This is a genomic window from Lawsonibacter hominis, assembly GCF_014287895.1.
Lineage (GTDB): Bacteria > Bacillota > Clostridia > Oscillospirales > Oscillospiraceae > Lawsonibacter_A > Lawsonibacter_A hominis.
This window is the reverse complement of record NZ_JACOPP010000005.1, coordinates 1-18,743: the sequence shown is the minus strand read 5'-3', so window position 1 is coordinate 18,743 and position 18,743 is coordinate 1. Positions and strand designations below refer to the sequence as shown.

At 61.6% G+C, this 18,743-nt stretch carries 15 protein-coding genes, 1 tRNA gene and 2 pseudogenes; 8 read left to right on the top strand and 10 right to left on the bottom strand.

Annotated features, from left to right (window positions below; translation table 11 throughout):
- The first annotated feature begins 76 nt into the window (after positions 1–76).
- Positions 77–1,288 (top strand): ROK family transcriptional regulator, encoded by a 1,212-nt coding sequence (locus tag H8S57_RS05195; protein WP_186907022.1) that lies wholly within the window; start codon positions 77–79, stop codon positions 1,286–1,288.
- Here H8S57_RS05195 and H8S57_RS17260 read toward each other — a convergent pair.
- From H8S57_RS17260 to H8S57_RS05185, 4 genes and pseudogenes are all read right to left on the bottom strand, one after another.
- Positions 1,267–1,803: pseudogene (locus H8S57_RS17260) on the bottom strand (hypothetical protein); the annotation flags it as partial. The gene H8S57_RS05195 and the pseudogene H8S57_RS17260 overlap by 22 nt on opposite strands.
- Positions 1,804–1,808: 5 nt before the next feature.
- Entirely contained in the window at positions 1,809–2,312 is a 504-nt protein-coding gene (locus tag H8S57_RS17255; protein WP_243204704.1) for an MATE family efflux transporter, read from the bottom strand.
- Positions 2,313–2,403: 91 nt separating this feature from the next.
- Positions 2,404–2,463: pseudogene (locus H8S57_RS17250) on the bottom strand (hypothetical protein); the annotation flags it as partial.
- A gap of 39 nt (positions 2,464–2,502) precedes the next feature.
- On the bottom strand, positions 2,503–3,069 hold the full coding sequence (locus H8S57_RS05185) for a DUF3991 domain-containing protein (RefSeq protein WP_243204703.1): 567 nt from the start codon (positions 3,067–3,069) through the stop codon (positions 2,503–2,505).
- 398 nt (positions 3,070–3,467) lie between these two features.
- Between H8S57_RS05185 and H8S57_RS05180 the strand changes: the two genes are divergently transcribed.
- A complete protein-coding gene (locus H8S57_RS05180; RefSeq protein ID WP_186907021.1) occupies positions 3,468–3,662 on the top strand; it encodes a hypothetical protein in 195 nt (64 codons plus the stop codon).
- 198 nt (positions 3,663–3,860) lie between these two features.
- Here the strand turns inward: H8S57_RS05180 and H8S57_RS05175 are convergent.
- Positions 3,861–3,946, bottom strand: a tRNA-Leu gene (locus H8S57_RS05175).
- Between the two features lie 261 nt (positions 3,947–4,207).
- On the opposite strand from H8S57_RS05175, the gene H8S57_RS05170 reads away from it, so the two are divergent.
- From H8S57_RS05170 to H8S57_RS05145, 6 genes are all read left to right on the top strand, one after another.
- Complete coding sequence (locus H8S57_RS05170) at positions 4,208–4,858, top strand: MerR family transcriptional regulator (protein ID WP_186907020.1); 651 nt, start codon at positions 4,208–4,210, stop codon at positions 4,856–4,858.
- Positions 4,839–5,159, top strand: a complete 321-nt coding sequence (locus H8S57_RS05165; RefSeq protein ID WP_186907019.1) for a YbjQ family protein — start codon at positions 4,839–4,841, stop codon at positions 5,157–5,159. The genes H8S57_RS05170 and H8S57_RS05165 overlap by 20 nt, the downstream gene beginning before the upstream one ends.
- A gap of 6 nt (positions 5,160–5,165) precedes the next feature.
- Entirely contained in the window at positions 5,166–5,885 is a 720-nt protein-coding gene (locus H8S57_RS05160; RefSeq protein WP_186907018.1) for an ABC transporter ATP-binding protein, read from the top strand.
- The gene (locus H8S57_RS05155; RefSeq protein ID WP_186907017.1) at positions 5,882–7,480 is read left to right on the top strand and encodes a hypothetical protein; all 1,599 of its coding nucleotides are present in this window, start codon (positions 5,882–5,884) and stop codon (positions 7,478–7,480) included. The genes H8S57_RS05160 and H8S57_RS05155 overlap by 4 nt, the downstream gene beginning before the upstream one ends.
- 196 nt (positions 7,481–7,676) lie before the next feature.
- Positions 7,677–9,593 (top strand): S41 family peptidase, encoded by a 1,917-nt coding sequence (locus H8S57_RS05150; RefSeq protein WP_186907016.1) that lies wholly within the window; start codon positions 7,677–7,679, stop codon positions 9,591–9,593.
- A gap of 119 nt (positions 9,594–9,712) precedes the next feature.
- A complete protein-coding gene (locus H8S57_RS05145) occupies positions 9,713–12,043 on the top strand; it encodes a carbohydrate-binding domain-containing protein (protein WP_186907015.1) in 2,331 nt (776 codons plus the stop codon).
- A gap of 116 nt (positions 12,044–12,159) precedes the next feature.
- On the opposite strand, the gene H8S57_RS05140 is transcribed toward H8S57_RS05145, so the two are convergent.
- The 5 genes from H8S57_RS05140 to H8S57_RS17070 all read right to left on the bottom strand — a co-directional run.
- The gene (locus tag H8S57_RS05140; RefSeq protein WP_186907014.1) at positions 12,160–15,165 is read right to left on the bottom strand and encodes an EAL domain-containing protein; all 3,006 of its coding nucleotides are present in this window, start codon (positions 15,163–15,165) and stop codon (positions 12,160–12,162) included.
- A gap of 34 nt (positions 15,166–15,199) precedes the next feature.
- The gene (locus H8S57_RS05135; RefSeq protein WP_186907013.1) at positions 15,200–16,651 is read right to left on the bottom strand and encodes an extracellular solute-binding protein; all 1,452 of its coding nucleotides are present in this window, start codon (positions 16,649–16,651) and stop codon (positions 15,200–15,202) included.
- A 298-nt stretch (positions 16,652–16,949) separates the two neighbouring features.
- Positions 16,950–17,351, bottom strand: a complete 402-nt coding sequence (locus tag H8S57_RS05130; RefSeq protein WP_186907012.1) for a PaaI family thioesterase — start codon at positions 17,349–17,351, stop codon at positions 16,950–16,952.
- Between the two features lie 12 nt (positions 17,352–17,363).
- Positions 17,364–17,939 (bottom strand): xanthine phosphoribosyltransferase, encoded by a 576-nt coding sequence (locus tag H8S57_RS05125; protein ID WP_243204702.1) that lies wholly within the window; start codon positions 17,937–17,939, stop codon positions 17,364–17,366.
- Positions 17,940–18,487: 548 nt separating this feature from the next.
- On the bottom strand, positions 18,488–18,743 hold a 256-nt coding region (locus H8S57_RS17070; RefSeq protein ID WP_207723708.1), incomplete at its 5' end, for a hypothetical protein.

Sequence of the window (18,743 nt, the reverse complement as noted above, 5' to 3'; positions counted from 1 at the left end):
GTTTCCCGCCGCCGGATGTTGCAGATCCGGCGATCCTGTGTTACAATGGTCGCAAACAGGGAAGTGAGTGTGTGCCGTGGGAAAAATCGGAAAAAACAGCTTTGATATTCAGGAGAGCAACCGCGTCTCCGTCCTCCGCATTCTGTCCAAGGAGGACGTCCTGACGCGGGCGGACCTTTCCCGCATGACGGGCCTGAAGCAGGCTACGATCACCAATATCATCAACGATCTGCTTTCCTCCGGCGTCGTTTCCGAGACCGGCACACTGAAGGGCAATCTGGGCCGCCGTTCCATCGGCATCCGGCTCAACGCGGAGAACTTCAACGTGGTCGGCATCAAGATCGCCCGCCGCTCTTACAGCGTGGGCATCTTCAACATCAAAAACCAGCTTCTGGACAAGACCTATCAGAAGCTGGAACCGTCCACAGGCGCCTCCGCCGTGCTGCAGAGCCTTGTCGCCGACGCCAGGCGCCTGATCGACAAATACGGCAGCTGCTGCGCGATCGGCGTGGCCGTCCCCGGTCCCTACCTGCGCCGCGAGGGACGCATCGCCGTGATGACGGAGTTCGTCGGCTGGGAAAAGATCGACATCTACAAAAAGCTGAGCGACGCCTTCGAGCAGCCGGTCTTCGTGGAGCATGACGCCAACGCCGGAGCGCTCGGCGAATGGAACTGCAGCGCCAATATCGGAAGCGACGACGTTCTGGTCCATCTGCTGGCCAGTGAAGGCATCGGTTCCGGCGTCGTGATCGACGGGAAGATCATCAGCGGCTACCGCGGGATCTTCGGCGAGGTCGGCCACATGTCCATCAACGTCATGGGCGCGCGCTGCGTATGCGGAAACTGCGGCTGCCTTGAGATGTACTGCTCGGCGCTGGCCTTCGTCAAGGACGTGCTGGCGGAGCTGCCCAAGCATCCGGAGAGCACGCTGAATTCCGAAAAAAAGGTCACTGCGGATACCGTCTTCCACCATATGCGCCAGGGAGATTCCTTCGCGCTGTCCGCCGTGAAGCGGGTCGGCCGTTACCTAGGCTACGGCATCGCGAACATCGTGAACATCTACGATCCCAAAGAGATCGTCATCTCCGACATCATGTCCGGCGGCGGTGAAGTGATGATGTATGCCATCAAGGAGGCCGCCAAAGAACGGCTTCTGCCTGAAGTCTACAAAGACCTCATCATCCGCTATTCCAGTGTGGAGGACCTCATCCTCTACGGCGCCGCCACTGTGGCGATCGATAAGATTCTGGAAAAGATCGACGTTTTCTACCTGCAGAAGGAGGAATGACGCCGAAGCGCTCTGTAAAAAGGGGCGCAGCCCTTTGGGACAGGCTGAACTCCCGCTGTCCGGTCCGGACAGGCGGGAGTTCTCTTTTCGGGTATTCCTCCGATCTGGTGTTCCATGCTTCTCAGGGATTTGCGGAATTGATAGCGGAACAGCGTCACCGTGAAGATCACCGCAAGTCCGTCAGCAACCAGCTCGGCCAGATAGACGGCAGTGGTCTGATCGCCCATCAGGTGCGGCATCAGATCGATCAGCGGGATCAGCAGGAGAAACTTGCGCAGCACGGCCACAATGATGGAACTGAGCGCGTTCCCCGTGGAGATGAACGGCATCTGACAGGCCGTCTGCGCGCCAAAGATGAACCGTGCGCCGCAGCAGAGCCTCAGGTCATGGGCGGTAAAGTCGATCAGGGTGCTGTCGCTGGAGAAGATCTGGGCAAACAGTCGCGGGAACGCGATTACACCGGCCCATAGCACAACCGAATCGATCATACTCGCCGTGAGCAGGAGCCGAAAACTCTTTTTTACGCGCCCGGCGTTCCCCGCGCCGAAGTTGTAGCTGGCGATAGGCTGTGCGCCCCCCAAGTCCGTGCGCAGCAGGGCAAACTGCATGACGCTCGGCAGAATCGTCCCCCGCCATAGCGCAGCAGCGAGGAGCTGAAGCACACCGTGATAATGCTCTCGCTCGACTGCATAACAAAGGAGGACATACCCAGTGCAATGCATGGCGGCAGCAGACTCAGTCCCTTCAGGAGATTGCTTCCGCTCAGACGCAGGACTGTTTTTCTTCCGCAGAGGAAGGCAATCACCCACGCACAGGAAAGGCCTTGGGAGAGCACCGTCGCAAGCACCGCGCCCTGCACGCCCAGTTTCAAGGCAAAGAGAAAGATCGGGTCGAGGACGATGTTGGCCACCGCCCCGATCAGGACGGTCGTCATGCCCATTTTGGCAAAACCCCGCCCTGTGATGAAGGCATTCGGGCCGAGGATGAGCTGCACGAAGACCGTCCCGATCGCACAAAGGCGCATGTCTTCCCCTTTCAGGTGATTTTCTTTTTTGCAGGTACTCGTTCCAATCCTTGCCGCTGCGGGGTTCCTCCACCGTCACGGCATGGCCCATTGCTGTGTAGGTTTCCTTGAGACGGCAGGCAACCTCCCGCCCCGGTGCATCTGTATCCAGACACCGGACAATGTTTTGGATCTGCAGATGATCTCGCAGCTAGACTCCCAGCGCACCATCGTAACGGCTGCAAAGTGCCACCGCGTCGGCCGTGTCCCGATGAAGCGTAAGATAACTCACACGGCCGATAGGGGCCTCGAACACGAACACCCGATCCGGCCTGGGATCGTGCGAAATGGAGAACCCGGTGTTCTTATCGCTACCGGTCACATCTCCGCGAAAGCCTTTTCCATCCTGGTCATAGGCCCCACGCAGACCGGCGTATTTTACCTGTCCTGCGCTGCCTTTACCTACGAACACGCAGTTATGGTGAACGGCGTCCTCATACAGAAGGCCAGCGTTCCAAAACTGGCGGATCACCTGCGGGGCGATACCACGCTTGCGCAGGTAGGCAAACACCCTGCGGTCATCCTCGTTCCGGGGCGGTAGGCCAAAGGGCTTGGAGGACTCGTCCCGCTTGATGGGTGATATGGCATTGGTGGAGGAATCTCTTGCTCTGCCATGGAAGGCCAACAGGTACTCCACGGCTTCTGGAAAGGATTTGCCGTAAAACTGCTGCAGGAAGGTGATGGCGTCTCCGCCGATATTCCAGGAGTACCGGCCCATGTGCGCCGGTCCTTGATTCGCAGGCTATCCATCTCGGCTATGGTGTGGTATCTGCCGATCCGCAGTACCTGATAGCCCAGATGACTCAACAGCTCCGACAGATCTGTTCCTCTGGCAATTTGCATTTCAGCGTCTGTAAAGCGATTTCTGATTTTGCTTGACATGATGTCTACCTCCTTTCTCATGAAACGCAAAAAGCCGCCCAGGGGCATCCGAGGTGTTCGGATGCCCTGGGCGGCTTTTTCCCAGCCAGTATTTTCTTATGTGGCGCTTGCGGGGCTTACACGGCCTCGTCCATCTGGGTGGCGCGTCCGTGTCTGTTATGCCCTCAGAATGCGCCACACGGGCCGCGACAGGGGCCGTGTGGGGATCTCTGCTCTGCTGCTGGTGATCATAAAATGAAACCGGCACTCTATGCCTTGGCGGGAAAAGTCTATATCGGGATAGAAATTCTCCTTGCGGTGACAGATGTTAGGTTGCGGATGTCTATCCAAATTATGCGTCAGTCACCGAACGGAAAAAGAAAACCGCCGTTTCTCCGCTCTGTAAGAGAAGAGAGAAGCACGGCTGCAGATTTTTCTTCTTTTTTTTGAGGCCGGTGTGTCCGAATCACACCAGACCGTGAAAACGGCTGGGTGCATCTCAAAAATGACGCCTCTCGCGGGACAAAACCAGGGTTTTGAAAAACTCGTTTTTTTGCAACTTTTCAAGTGAAAAAGCAACGGAAAATATATAAAAACGTCGCACTTTCGTGCGACGTTTTCGGTGTTGCATCTTTCATCAACACATTTTGGTGCGGATGACGGGACTCGAACCCGTACGTCCATGGGACACTAGCACCTCAAGCTAGCCAGTCTACCAGTTCCAGCACATCCGCATACATCAGAAGAAAGCCTTGCCGGAAAAGCTACTTGACTATTATAGCGGTACCGCACTGGTTTGTCAACCGTATTTTTCCCGCAGCGGGCTCCCCTGTTCAAGCATCCGCGGCTTCCTGCGCGCTTTATCCGGCGCCTTCCGCGCGCAGAATATGAGGTGGAACTCCGGTCCCTCCGGGTGTATACTACGAATGCCGAAAAGTTTTGCTTGACCTTCCATCCGGTGGAGGGTATATCTTAGACCAGTGGGAGGTGAAACGATGAAAATCAACGAGGTGGAACAACTGGTCGGAGTGACCAAACGCAACATCCGCTTCTATGAAAAAGAGGGGCTTCTCTCCCCCGGCCGCAATAAGGAAAACGGCTATCGGGATTACGGGGAGGCCGACGTGACCGTGCTGCGTCAGATCAAGCTGCTGCGCAAGCTGGACGTGCCCTTGGAGGAGATCCGCCGGATGCAGCAGGGCGCTCTCACGCTGACCGACGGCCTGCGGCGGCATATGATCCAGCTGGAACGCCAGCAGCAAAATCTGGCCACGATGCAGCGCCTGTGTCAGGAGCTTGCGGATGCGGGCGCGCAGCTGCCCGGTCTGGAGGCAGACGACTGGCTGGGGCGCATGGAACGTATGGAACAGGAGGGAACGAGATTTGTGAACATCCGAAAAAAAGATACCATGGCCCGCTACCTGGGCCCAGTGACCGCGGCACTGGTCTTCGTGGGCCTGATGGGGCTGACCATCGCCTTTCTCGTATGGGCCTGCACCGTGGACCCTGTAGACCGGCCGCCCCTGGGCCTGCTGATCTTTCTGATTGCCGCGCCGATGGTGGTCATTGTCGGCGTGGTGCTGGCCCTGATCCAGCGCATCAAACAAATACAAGGAGGAGAAGAGGATGCTGCTTCTCAATATTGATTCCATTCCCGGGAAAAAAATCGAGCCCCTGACCATCGTCAAGGGCAGTGTGGTCCAGTCCAAGAACTTCGGCAAGGATTTTATGGCCGGCATGAAGACCCTGGTAGGCGGCGAGATCGAGAGTTACACCCAGATGCTGGTGGAGGCCCGGCAGATCGCCACCAAGCGCATGGTGGATGAGGCCCAGGCGCTGGGTGCAGACGCCGTCATCAACGTGCGCTACGCCTCCGCCTCGGTGATGCAGGGGGCGGCGGAGGTGACCGCCTACGGTACCGCAGTGAAGATCGTGGGCGAGGCATAGATCCATATGCTGAAGATCGAACATTTTTCCAAGACCTATCCCGGCGGAAAGCGGGCGGTGGATGACCTGAGCCTGAACGTTGCACCCGGTGAAATCTTTGGCTTTATCGGCCACAACGGAGCGGGCAAGACCACCACTCTGCGTGCGGTCGCCGGGGTGATGGACTTTACCGAGGGGACCATCGTCATCGACGGCCACGATATCCGCCGCCAGAGCATCGCCGCCAAGGCGGTGACCGCTTTCCTGCCGGACAATCCGGACCTGTACGACTTTCTCACCGGGATCCAATACCTGAACTTTATCGCCGACCTGTATGAGCTCCCCGGCGGAGTGCGTCAGGAGCGCATCGCCAAGTACGCCGACGCCTTCCAGCTCACCGGCAGCCTGGGCAGCGCGGTGGGCGGGTATTCCCACGGCATGAAGCAGAAGCTCGCTCTCATCTCCGCCCTGATGCGGAAGCCCCGTCTGCTGATCCTGGACGAACCCTTCGTGGGCCTGGACCCCGCCGCCTCCCACCTGCTCAAGGGCTATCTGGCGGAGCTGTGCGCGGCAGGCGGCGCCGTGTTCTTTTCCACCCACGTGCTGGAGGTGGCTGAAAAGCTCTGCCACCGGATCGCCATCATCAAGGACGGCCGCCTGGTGCGCCAGGGGGCCACTGCGGAGTTGGTGGGCGACTCCACACTGGAGGAGGTCTTTTTGGAACTGGAGGGAGCGAGCCAGCCATGAGGAAATTCCGCTCGCTTCTCTCCCTCAACTTTCGGGCCATGCTCACCACCTTCCGGTTCGGCGGGCGAAAATCCGGCCGTCATGCGACGGGCGCCGGCGCCCTGCTTCTGCTGGCCGGCCTGTCCCTCTATCTCTCCGGCGTATACAGCTTTCTCTTTGCCGCTCAGCTGGCCCAGGTGGGGCAGCTCTCGCTGCTGCTGCCCATCATGTCCCTGCTGGCGGTGGTCATGGGGGTGCTCTTCTCCCTCTTCGCCGCACAAGGCGTGGTCTTCGGGACCCGGGACAACGACTTGATGCTGGCTCTGCCCGTATCCGCCTTTACGCTGATGCTCTCCCGTACGCTGGCGCTCTATCTGGAGAATCTGGTCTCGGTATTTTTTATGCTGCTGCCCGCCGGGGCGGCCTATCTGTGGCACGGAGGCGGGGGCGGCGTGGTCTTCTTCCTGCTGCTGATCCTCTCGGCCCTGTTTCTGGCCTTGCTGCCTACCCTCATTTCCCTGACGGCCGGATACGTGCTGGCCGTGCTCTCCGGTAAAACGGCCCGGCGGGCGCTCTGGTCCAATCTGTTTTATCTGCTCTTTTTCCTCCTGCTCTTCTGGGGACTGTTCCGCTTCAACCGCATCCTGACCCAGATGGGGCAGGCGGCCGGGAGCATCCGCACCGCCCTGTCGGGCTGGGCGCTGCCCCTGCTGCTGATGGAGCGGGGCCTCTGCAGCGGGGACGCGTTGGCTTTGCTGGGCTTCTTTGCCCTGTGCCTGCTTCCCTTTCTGCTGGTGGTACGTCTGTTTGCCATGCGGTACAAGCAGATCGTCACCCGGCTCTCGGCCCGCTCGGTACGCTCGGACTACCGGCTGGAGCGTCTGTCCTCCGCCGGACCGCGGCGCGCCTTGCTGAAGCGGGAGGCGCTGCGCTTTTTCGGCACCCCCGTCTACCTGTTCAACGCCGGCTTCGGCCTGCTCCTGCTGCCGGTGGCAGGCGTGGCGGCGCTGTTCCAGCGCGCCCGGCTGGATGCGCTGCTGGCGCAGGTGGAGGCCGGGGGTCTGACGCTCCCCCTGACCGGCCTGCTGGCGGCGGGGATATGGTTCGTGCTCTCCACTGCGGCGGTGACCGCCTCCTCCATCAGCCTGGAGGGAAACCGGCTGTGGATCCTGAAAGAGGCTCCTGTGGGCACCGCCACGCTGTTTCGGATTAAGGCCGGTTTCCAGCTGCTGCTCACCCTCCCCTGCCTGCTGACGGGTACCGCGCTGCTCTCCCTGGCGCTGGGCCTGTCCTGGCTGGACGGACTGCTGGTGGCGCTCTCCGGGATCGCCTTCGCGCTCTTTACCGCCCCATTCGGACTTTATGTCAACCTCTGCTTCCCCAAGCTGGATGCACTCAGCGACGCGGCGGTGGTCAAGCAGTCCGCCGCCTCGCTCATCGGCGTTCTGGTCCCCATGGCCGTCTCTCTGGCGGGGCTTTTGCTGCAGATCGCTCTGGGCGGCCTGGTGGGCGAGTCCCTGCTCCTGCTGGTATGCACCGCTGCGCTGCTGGTGTGCGCCGCTCTGATGGAGCGTCATCTGCTCCGAGCGGGGGCCGCGCGCTTTCAGGCGCTGTGATCGTCGAAACAGCGGCAAAGCCGCTTTTCCGAGAGGGCTGACGCGGGCTTTGGGGGCCAGCGGACGCCCGGCCTTGCCCCTGCTCCGGCATCCAAAAATGACAAATGGAAACAAATCGGGAACGGGCCTTGCGTCCGCTCCCGATTTGTCGTACAATCAGGTGACATAATATTTTGTCCTTTGAGGAGGCCCCTCTATGAACCGAACACACCGCGCCAGCCTGCTGGCCGTTCCGCTGGCCCTGTCTCTGCTCCTCCCTCCCGCCGCCCAGGCCCTGGACCTGGACCAGGCCCGGATGCTGTTGGGCACCTATTACATCGACCCCATTCCGGAAGAAATTTTATATCTGCCCACACTGGAGGAGATCCTGGGCGCGCTGGGCGACCCCTATACCTACTACTTCACGCCGGAGGAATACCGGCAGTTTACCGGCTCCATGAGCGATCAGGCCCTTGTGGGCATCGGCGTGGCCTACCGTCTCACTGCGGAGGGCCTTTCCCTCCAGCGGGTATATGCGGATACCCCGGCGGAGGAGGCCGGACTGATGGCCGGGGATGTGATCGTAGCCGTGGAAGGCCGGCGCCCCGGCGCGGGAGAGAGCCCCGAACTGCTCTCCTCCTGGCTGCAGGGGGAGACGGGCACCCAGGTCGCTCTGACCTACCTCCGCGGCGGAACGGAGTATACGCTCACCGTACAGCGGCGGGCCATCGTACTGCCCGCCACCGTCAGCGAGCTTTGGGACGGCCACATCGGCTACATCGACTGCGATACCTTCGGAGGCGAAACGCTGGCGCACTTTACCCAGGCCATCGACGCCTATGGAGCGCAGGCCGACGTGTGGGTGGTGGACCTGCGCGGCAACGGCGGCGGCGAAGTCAACGCCGCCATCCAGTCCACCGCCTGCTTTACCGGTGCGGGTGTGCTGGCCTGGCTGCGGGACAGCGGCGGCCGTTACCAGGGCTACGGTGCGGAGGAGGCGGCCCGCACCGATTCCCCCGTCATCCTTCTGACCGACAGCGAGACTGCCAGCGCCTCCGAGCTGTTCGCCGCGGGGGTGCGGGATACCGGGGCGGGCCTGATCATCGGGGAACGCACCTTCGGCAAGGGCGTGGGGCAGAACGTATTCGACCAAACCTCCTATCCCCTGCTCTTTGCCGAGGGGGACGCCATCAAGATCACCGCTTTCCGCTTCTTCTCCCCCGGCGGCAGCACTACCGACACGATCGGGGTGATCCCGCATCTGCTGGTCGCGCCGGGCCATGCCGCCGCAGTTGCCCGGCTCCTGTCCTCCCCCGCGCCGGAGGGGGACAACCGCGGTATGCTGCGCATCGACTTCGGCCGCAGCTGGTATGTGGACCTGGAGCAGGCCCTCTCTGAGGACTACCGCGCCGCCTTTCGCGCTCTGCTGGAGGCCCTGCCCTCCGCCGTGCGGGTCTTTCAGGGCAGCGGAGCCGATTGGAACACCATCTCTCCCGCGGACCTGGCCGCCCGGTGCGGCCTGGAGGCGTATCAGCGCCGCGGCTTTTCGGATACGGCCCAATCCCGCTTTGCCGCCCAGATCGACGCCTTGGCTGCCTACGGCGTGGTGCAGGGCTCCGGCGACGGGTTCTTCCGCCCCTTCGACACCCTGACCCGGGCCCAGCTCTGTGCCCTGCTGGCTCAGGCGCTCCACTGCGACGTGCCTTCCGGCGAAAGCCACTTCTCCGACGTAGCGATGGACGCGTGGTATGGCCCTGCCGTCAACGCCCTGGCGGAAATGAGCCTGGTCAACGGTGTGGGCGGCGGCTTGTTCCGCCCCGACGACCTTGTGACCCACGAACAGTTCATCGCCATCATGGGCCGCCTGGGCCGGCGGCTGAACATGTATCTGGACAGCTCCGCCCGTCAGGTCCCGGACACCCTGGCGCTCTATGAAGCCCTGGCCCCTTACGCCGACTGGTCCCGGGAGGGCGCGTGGCTGCTGGCCATGAGTCAGACCGATGCGAGCGGCAAAACGGGCACCCTGCTGTGGGACAGCCTCTATGCCATCGCCCCCGGCGAGGCTACTACCCGGGATGAGGCCGCCTACCTCACCTGTTCCCTGCTCTCCTACATCGGCGTTCTCCCGGTCTAGGCCTCCTGCCTTTTTCCGCAGCCCGGCGATTTTTCGCCGGGCTGCGGCTCGTCTTCAGACTGATTTCAGGTTTCCGTGCTATACTTCGCTTACTACAAAAGGTTGGGATGTGATTTTTTATGGGTAAAAAGCTGTTTTCGCTTCTTTTGACCGCAGCCCTGCTGCTCAGTTCCGGCGTGACCGCCTGCGCGGCCTCCGCCAGCAGCGGCGAGGTGCTCATCACGCTCTCCGACAGCGGCGTCAAGGTGGATGGAACGCCTGCCTCCGCCGATCCCGCCGACGCAGTCTATACCGGGGCGGATATCATCTATTATGCGGACGGCACCGACAGTACCTACGGCGAGGGCTCCGCAGAGGAGATGCACTCCGCTGAGGAGGCCGGCGCCCACACCCGGGTCACCATCACCCGGCCGGGCACCTACCGCATCACCGGAACGCTGTCCAGGGGACAGATCTTCGTGGACCTGGGCGACGGGGCCAAAACCGATCCCGGCGCGGTGGTCACCCTGATTTTGGACAACGTCGATCTCACCTGCACCGTGGCTCCGGCCGTTTTCTTCTACCAGGTCTATGAGTGCGATACGGACTGGGTGGCCTACGATGCGGGCGGCGCAGAGGATTACGCCGCCTCCGGCGTGGCGGACACCTCCGCGGCCGGTGCCAACGTGATCCTCGCTGCGGGCAGCGAGAACAACATCACCGGCTCTCACGTGGCCCGTATCTACAAGGAGGGCACGACCAAGAAGCTGCACAAGTACGACGGGGCCTTTTATTCCCGCATGAGCATGAACCTCAGCGGCGACAACGGCGACGATACCGGCGTGCTCAACATCGTGGCCGACAACGAGGGTCTGGACTCCGAACTGCACCTGACCATCAACGGCGGCACCATCTGCATCGAAAGTCAGGACGACGGCATCAACACCAACGAGGACGGCGTATCCGTGACCACCATCAACGGCGGCAGCCTGACCGTCAACGCCGGGCTGGGGTCTGAAGGCGACGGCATTGACTCCAACGGATATCTCACCATCAACGGCGGCGCCATCTGGACCATGGCCAACGAGACCTCTCCGGACGGCGGCATCGACGCCGATGGCGCCATTACCATCAACGGCGGCACGCTGTACGCGTTCGGCACCCGCAACGACGCGGCGGACAGCGACTCGGCGCAGCCCTATCTGGAGCTCTCCTTCGCCTCCATGCTCCCGGCGGGCAGCGCGGTCACGCTCACCGACGCCGAGGGCAGCACGCTCTGGAGCGCCGTCACCCGGAAAACGTGCCAGTCCATTACCCTGACTGCGCCCACGCTGGCGCTGAATACCGTCTATTCCGTCTCTGTGGACGGCGTGCTCCAATGCTACAGCGGCAACCAATCGGGCATGATGGGCGGCTTCGGGGCAGGCCAGCGGCCCGGAGCGGGCACCCTTCCCGACGGCTTTGAACCCCCGGAGAACTTCCAGCCCGGCGCGGAGGGCCAGCCCCCCGCGCTGCCCGAGGACTTCGACCCGTCTCAGATGGGGCAGCGCCCGGAAAACGGCGGGGCCGGGATCCCGCCTGGGGGCGGCCAGGACATGGAGCGCCCTCAGGGCCAGGGCTTTGGCGGCGGTATGGGCGCACAGCAGGGCCAGGCCGGCGGCTCCGGCTCCACCGAGTTTATTCTGACCGAGGCCGTCAAGAGCTTCTCCGGGGTCTGTGATTCCGACGCCTCCGGCAAGACCCGGGTCAGCTTCACCGTCAACGGCGGCGCGGGCATGTCCAGCATCGCCTCCGGCCAGAGCGTGACCCTCGCCGATATCCAGGCCAGTGTGGAGGATCTGGACGACAGCCGGGTCCAGCTCACCATCACCGACGTTCCCAGCGAAAATTACGCGGAATCCTGCCTGCTCTCCGACGGTGCGCAGGCCATTGCCGCTATCCTGCCCACCGAGGACGGCGTCTATCAGCTCACCGTGGCCGTACGCAGCGGCACGCAGTATGTGGGCGCCAGTCAATGGCAGTTCACTGTGGGCGCGCTGCCCTTCCGGGATGTGCCGCAGAGCAGCGATGCGTATGAGGCGGTCAAATTCGTCTATGACAGCGGCCTGATGGAGGGCACCGGCGGGAACCGCTTCTCCCCCGACGCCGCCGTGACCCGCGCCCAGGCCATTACGGTGCTGGCACGCATGGCCGGCGCCGTGCAGGCGGAGAGCGGCGCCTGTTCCGACGCCTCCTCCGGCTCCTGGTACAGCGGTTATGTGGGCTGGGCCGTCACGAACGGCATCGTGGAAGGGGATGGCCAGGGCCGCTTCCTCCCGGACGAAGCCGTTACCGGGACTCAGATGGAGCAGATGCTCACCCGCTGCGCCGCTTTGGCCAATCTCTCCTATGACGCCTCCAACGCTTCTGCCCAGCCCCTCACCCGGGCCCAGCTGGCCCAGATGCTGCTGACCTTCTCCCAAGCCGAATGACAGAACTGCAGCAAACCGGCCGCGGATCATAAAGATCCGCGGCCGGTTCTCTCTGTTCCGGTCCCGCCTTCCTGATGCCGGGACGGCGCATCCCTCTTCGGGCGTGCCGGCCCGCGTCAGCCAAAGGTATATTTGCGGTAGAGCGTTAAGATCTCCTGCTGTACTCTGGCCGGGATCGGCCGGACTTCGAAGTCCAGCCGGGCAATGTAATAGCCCTGGATGTAATCCACACCGCAGGCAATGACCGTCTCCAGCTCCGCCGCGGTCTCCACGCCCTCCGCCAGCACCCGGATATTCCGCGTGCCGGCATAGCCGATCAGGCTGTTGAGCAGATCCCGCCGGTCCGGGTCTGCGTCGATGCCCCGAATAATGGACACGTCTACCTTGACCAGGTCGGGGGCATACTCCATCAGCACCGCCTCGCTGTTGAAGCCGGTACCGTAGTCGTCCAGCGCCAGCTGGGCGTTCCACAGCTGCGCCCGGTGCTTTTTCCGGCTGGTGATGTTCCCCACGGACGCCTCCCCCTCCGTGATCTCGATGACCACCCGGGAGAGCAGGCGGCCGTAGCGCTGCTCCAGGGCCGCCAGATCCTCGTCGGTAAGGCATTGGCTGGCCACGGAGTTGATGAATACTCTTTGCCCGGGCGCGATCATCCCGGTCCGATCCAGCCGGTCGAAAGCGGCCAGCGTCTCAGCCCAGGTCAACTCCTCGATCTGCAGCAGCTTGGACTCCGCCTTCGCCAGCAAAAACAGGGAACGAAGGTCCTTCAGCTGCTCCAGCTGGGGGCGCATAAGCATCTCATAGCCATACACACCCCCGTCCGCTACGGAAACGATGGGCTGCAGAGCATAGCGCACCAGTCTGCCGTCGATCATGCGGTTCAGCGCGTCCTGGCCCTGGATCAGGATGGAATTGCGCTCGTAATCCTCCCGGTCAAATTCCTGAATCCGGCCTTTGACCGTGTGCTTGATGGAGTACATGGCAAAATCCGCCATACGCAGCAGTTCCTCATAATTCCCAGCGTCCCGCGGGTACCAGGCAAGCCCGCCGGACGCCCGTACCCGCATCCGATCCCCCGTGGACAACACCAGGCTGGCCTCGCCCACCTCGTCCCGGAATCGTTTCAGGCAGGCACGAACCGCCTCCTGATTCTCGTAGCCGTACAGGAACACGTTGAACTCGTCTCCCGAACGGCGGCCCACCACGCTGCGGCAGCAATAGAAGGACTCCAGACACTTGGCGAATGCCTGGATGTAGCGATCCCCATAGTCGTGTCCATAGGTATCATTGACGTATTTCAGATTATCCAGATCCAGCATCAGCAGCGCGGCCACCTGCAGCCGGCCCCGCCGCGCAGGAGAAAAAAGCTTGCGCAGCTGCTGGTCGAACGCCCGGCGGTTATAGAGGTCGGTCAGGATGTCGAAATCCCGCTCGTACTCGATCCTCCGCTTCTCCTCCACGTCCCGGGTCACATCCTCAAAGGCGCCAAGGATCGTGTCTCCCTCCTCCCGCCAGGTCAGCTGCACCCAGCGGTTCCCGCTGCCTTCGCCGGGCAGGCGGTAGATGGCCGGCTCCCCGCTGTATTGATAGGCCCGCAGGTGCTCCATCCGGCCCCGAAATTCCGCCGAGGTCAGATAGGTGTCCTCCTCCGGCACCGGCCAGCCCATCAGCTCGCACAGGCTGCGGCTGCAGAAAACGCTCTGGCCGTCCTTCTGATACTTGAAAACGCCGATGGGGATGTGGATCATGGCAAGGATCTTGGAGGTGCGGGAGGCCGACTCTGTGGCCGAATTGGACAGGTTTTCGATTGCGCCGGTAAGGGCGTCGATTTCCGACATTCCCAGCCGCGGCAGCCGGATGGGCTTATCCGGGTCGCTCTTCTCCAGCGCCGAGACCAGGTTGGTCAGCGGCTTGGTCAGATAGCGGGCCGCCAGCAGCATCAGGCATACCCCCAGGGCCAGGCACACCAGGGCGCTGACCAGGATCAACCGCTGGATGCGCTGCGTGCTGGCCAGCAAATGCGCTCCGTTCTGCAGGCCGACCAGCGCCCACTGTTCCTTTTCGAAGGGCGTATTGACGTTGTAAAGCTTCAGCGGCTGGACCACGCCGTACAGGGTGCGCGTCCCCTGCCGAAAGCACACCACCCCCTCCTGGTCGGTCTGCTGCGGGGCGATGGACGGCGCCTGACCGAACCATGCGATGAAATTGGCGCCGCTGGTGCATACCGTGGTATAGGTCGTTCCGCCATCCCGGCTGATCCCCAGGAAGTACGCCCCCGCCGTGCCGTCTCCCAGCTCCTGATACCGCAGCTGTCCGGCCACGTAGTCGCAGCTCACGTCGATGCCCAGCACGCCCAGAAGGGTCCCGTCTTCCCAGATCAGCGGGACGGAATAAGTGATCACGTCCCGGTCCAGTTCGCTCAGCCGGAACCGGCCGCTCCAGTGGTAAAAGTATTCCCTGCTGCGGTTCTCCGGCTCCACTGCGGCAGCCGCCTGCAGCGGTGCAAAAAAATATTGGTTTTCCGGCGCAGGCGCATCATCCAGGTCAAAAAAAGCGCTCCAATAGCTGTCCAGCGCCACGCCGTTCTCCCGTGCCACCGAAGGCAGTCCCCGTTCCAGAAGCAGATCCGCGTTGCCCGCGGCATAGCTGGCCGGGTCGTAATCCCGCACATAAAACCCGGGGCGTCCGCCCTCCTCCTCCGTGTTGTCCAATACCAGGAAAGCCCCCGTGACGCCGTTGCGGCGGAGCATAGCGATGACATGCTCCGCCGTATCGGCTACCAGCTGCCGGCAAAGGACGCTGTCCTTCAGCAGCGCTTCCGCCGTCAATCCATACTCGTCCAGAAGTTCCCCCACGGCGGCATAGACGTCGTTCTCCCCCTCCCGGGTGTTGGACCAGCGCTCCACCATATCGTTGCCCAGATCCAGGGCGCGGTTGGCGGTCTGCTCCCGAAAGATGGAAAAGGCGTTTTTTCTCGCCTCTCCCTGCACGCCGCCTTTGAAAAACACCAGCAGGTAGACTGCCGTCTGCAGCAGGAGCAGCACCATCAGCATCAGCAGCAGCCGTCTTCGGATGGAGCCGCTGCGGACGGCCGCCCGCCCCTGCCTTTTTCTTTTCCGCAAACGGCTCCACCTCCTTGTTCCTCTCCGCCGCTGCTCAGGAAAGCGCCGCCTGAGCCAGCGCCCGGTTGAATTCCGCCAGCCAGCCTTCAAAGCAGGCGTCCTCCAGGAACGGAGCCAGCGCCGTGTCCCGGTCCACGCCCTGTGCCATGGCCTCTTCCACGGCCGCCCGATCCGTCTTTGCCCGGCCGGACATGGAATTTTCCACCACCTGACGGGCCTCGTATCCCTGCGCGAAGGCCCGGCTGGTATAGAATTCGTAGTTTTCGGACATCTCTACGCCGATCTCCAGCGTACCCCGGAGCACAGGCGTCATCTCCACTTCCGCATCCTGTGCCGCCTGGAGCAGCGTTTCCACATCGTTGGCCGCGCGGGTCACCGGCAGATAGCCGGAGGCAAGCGCGAATGCGATGTTCTGCTCCGGCGCGGTCAGCCACTTGAGAAAGGTCACGGCCGCCCGCTCCCGCTCCTCGGTCGACTTGACCACCACCATGCCCGCGCCCTGCTGCACGGCCATGGGCTGGGTCCCCGCAAAATTGGGCAGAGGGTATACCGCCCCCTCAATGGCGTAGGTGCTTCCGTCGGCCCGAGTGACTTCGCCGGGGAAATAGGTCGCTCCGCTGGTAGAGCCCACATAAGCGGCAATATCCCCGGTACGCAAATCATCGCTGCGGAACTTGCCATAGGAGGCGTAGTAGCCTTTTACATAGGGAACATAGTAATTGTCCCACAGACGGCGCATCACGTCGTGATCCACCTGAAGGGTGATCCGGCCATCCTCCACGGAGAACAGCTCCACTCCCAGCTGCATACTGCCGATCAAGATGTAGTTGGCAAAGGCGTCCCGGCCGAAAAAGGCCTTCCCGTCGCCGGACAGATCCGGGGTCCGGGCATCCGTCCAATCATAATAACGTTCCGCCAGCGAGGCAATGCCCTCCCAGGTGGCCAGGTCGGCTTCCGAAGCGCCGGTGGCCGCTGAAAAAGCGTCCCACTCCGTCTTGTTCACGCTGAGCAGCTCGGTGGACTTGGCCACCGGGAAAATTTTAAAGCCGCCCGTGTCAAAACGTCCCTCATCCAGATAGGCGGCGATGTAGGCCTGCTGCTCCTCCGTGGTAAGATATTCCCCCAAATCGGCCAGCATGCCCAACCGGTCGATCTCATAGGCGGTGTCGGCATAGGCGGCAAAAAGGTCGGGCAGCGGCTCCGCCCCCACCTTGTCATAAATGGCGTCCTTCACCTGTTGGGTCAAATCACCGATGGTACCATAGCTGTGCGGTTCCACTACGATCCCCTGCTGCGCGCCCACCGTCTCGTTGAATTCGTTCACCAGGCGGCTGAAGACCACCTGCTGCGCGCCGTTATAATAATGCCACACGGTGATGGCTACCGGATCTGCGGCGCCCGTCTGCCGGGCACAGCCGCCCAGCAGTACCGCGCTGCCCAGCACTGCCGCCAGAATCAGGGCTCTTGCCTTTGCCTTACGCTTCATGTCACGTTTCCCTCTTTTCGGGCGATTGGCGATTCGTTTCAGTCTATCATTCTTTTCTCGCTTTTGCAAGCCTGACGTCCCCCTGTGCGCCGACAAAAGCGGGAGCGGGCGGAGCGCGCCGCGGCCAGCGCCGGAACCGCTCGATTTGTTTCGCTCCAACACGCTCTTTCCCCCGCGCTGCGCTCCCCGCGCCGAAGCGGAGCAGCCGGCCGCATATGGCGGCCGTCCCCTGGCCATGCACCTGCGCGTCTGTCCCTGAATGGACAGACGCCCCGGCCGCAGCCAGGGCGTCTGTGTCCTATGTCTCCAGTGTTCCAACGCAGAAAAACGTGAAGTTTCCGGTCGCCAGAAGCCGTTCCGTCTCATCTTTAATGTCGATCTCCACCAGACAGGTGGTGCCGCCGCGGTACCGGACCCGGGCCTGGGCCGTGACGGTACCCTCGTTTGCCGCACGGATAAAGTGGATGGAGCCCTCCAGGGTCACATACCGCCGCCCGTCGCTTCTGGCCGCCGCACCGCCGGCGCAGTCCGCCATCGTAAAATAGGCGCCCCCATGGAGCATCCCAAAGGGATTCAGGCTGTCAGGACACAATTCCAATGAGACAGCGGCCTGATCCCGCTCCTGACGCACAACCCGGATATGGTTATGGTGCATAAAAGCATTGGCCTGGTTGATCTTGTCCAGCATCTCCTGCGTCATAGCGTTTGCCCCTTATGCCAAAATAATGTTTCCGCCCTCGATTCGGAGAACCGTAGCCAGCGCTTCCACTCTCAGTCCCATGCGGCGCAGCACCTTTCCTCCTTCGCGCATGGACTTCTCGATGGCCACGCCCACTCCCGCCGCCTCGCCCCCGGCTTTCGCTACCAGCTCCAGCAGGCTTAGAATGGCTTGGCCGTTAGACAGGATATCGTCTACCAGCAGCACCACATCATCTTTATCCAAATATTTTTTTGATACCCGCAAGGTGTAAGACTTCTCCAGTGAAAACGAATGCGTCTCCGCGGAATAGACCTCCGGGTCGATATAGCCGGTCTGAAATTTTTTAGCATAGACCGCCGGTACATCCAGCGCCCGCGCCACAAAACAGGCCAAAGCGATTCCGGAACTCTCCGCCGTGAGGACCTTAGTGATTCGCTCCCCCTTAAAGCGGTGCGCCAGTTCGTTCCCCATCTTCTCCATTAATTCCATGTCCATGCAGTGATTCAGGAACATGTCCACATGAATAATGTCACTTTCGCCCACCACCGCGTCACTGAGAATGCGCCGTTTTAATTCTTCCATTGCCATTCCTTTCTGTTCCAGCCAAATCGCTGCGCCGTTCCTGCGGATGTAGTTGCTTTCCCGGTCGATTTAAGATTATATCTTATTTTACCCCGCCTTGCAATATTGACAAGCCCCCAAAAATACGGTATTCTATTCAAAGCCCGAAGCGGCCCCAAAGCCTTCGTCCAAACGCCCTCCCGCCGCCGCGCATTTCTTCTGCAGCTTTTATCGGGTGCCGGGACCGGCTTGCAGACTATGCGGGATCGCCTCTGACTTGGACCGGCAAGCCTTGCTGCACGAGGGCTTCGGGCGTTATAACGAGCAAAGCTCCGGTAAAGCGCCAACCATCCCGCTCACGGTTTCTTCCATGGCATGTTCATAATTTGATATGGAGCGGTATCGAAGTGGTCATAACGGGACTGACTCGAAATCATGTTTCCACTTTGGAAGTCCAAACTGCCGAAAAGCCAGTAACCATGCGGGTTTGCGGGCAAGTTCAAATTGTGAATTGGGGTCTGTTCTATCCTGTTGTTCTTCCCAATTTCCACGGCTTGAATTTTGCGGGAAAATGGCTATAATGAGAGCAGCCATCTGACAGCCACTTTGAGAGGTATGTTTTGGGGTTCCGTAGTTACCGCTATCGTCCCTGATTTACCGTCATCATCCAAGTTGGTGTAATGATTCGAAATCAGGTTTCCTATGCGGAGTGCCAAACGGCTGAAACCCTTGGAACCATGCGGGTTCCAGCCGAGTTCAAATTGAATAATGTTGCTTGTTCTATCCTGTTGTTCTTCCCGATTTCCACCGGCTGAATTGGTCGGCGGGTCG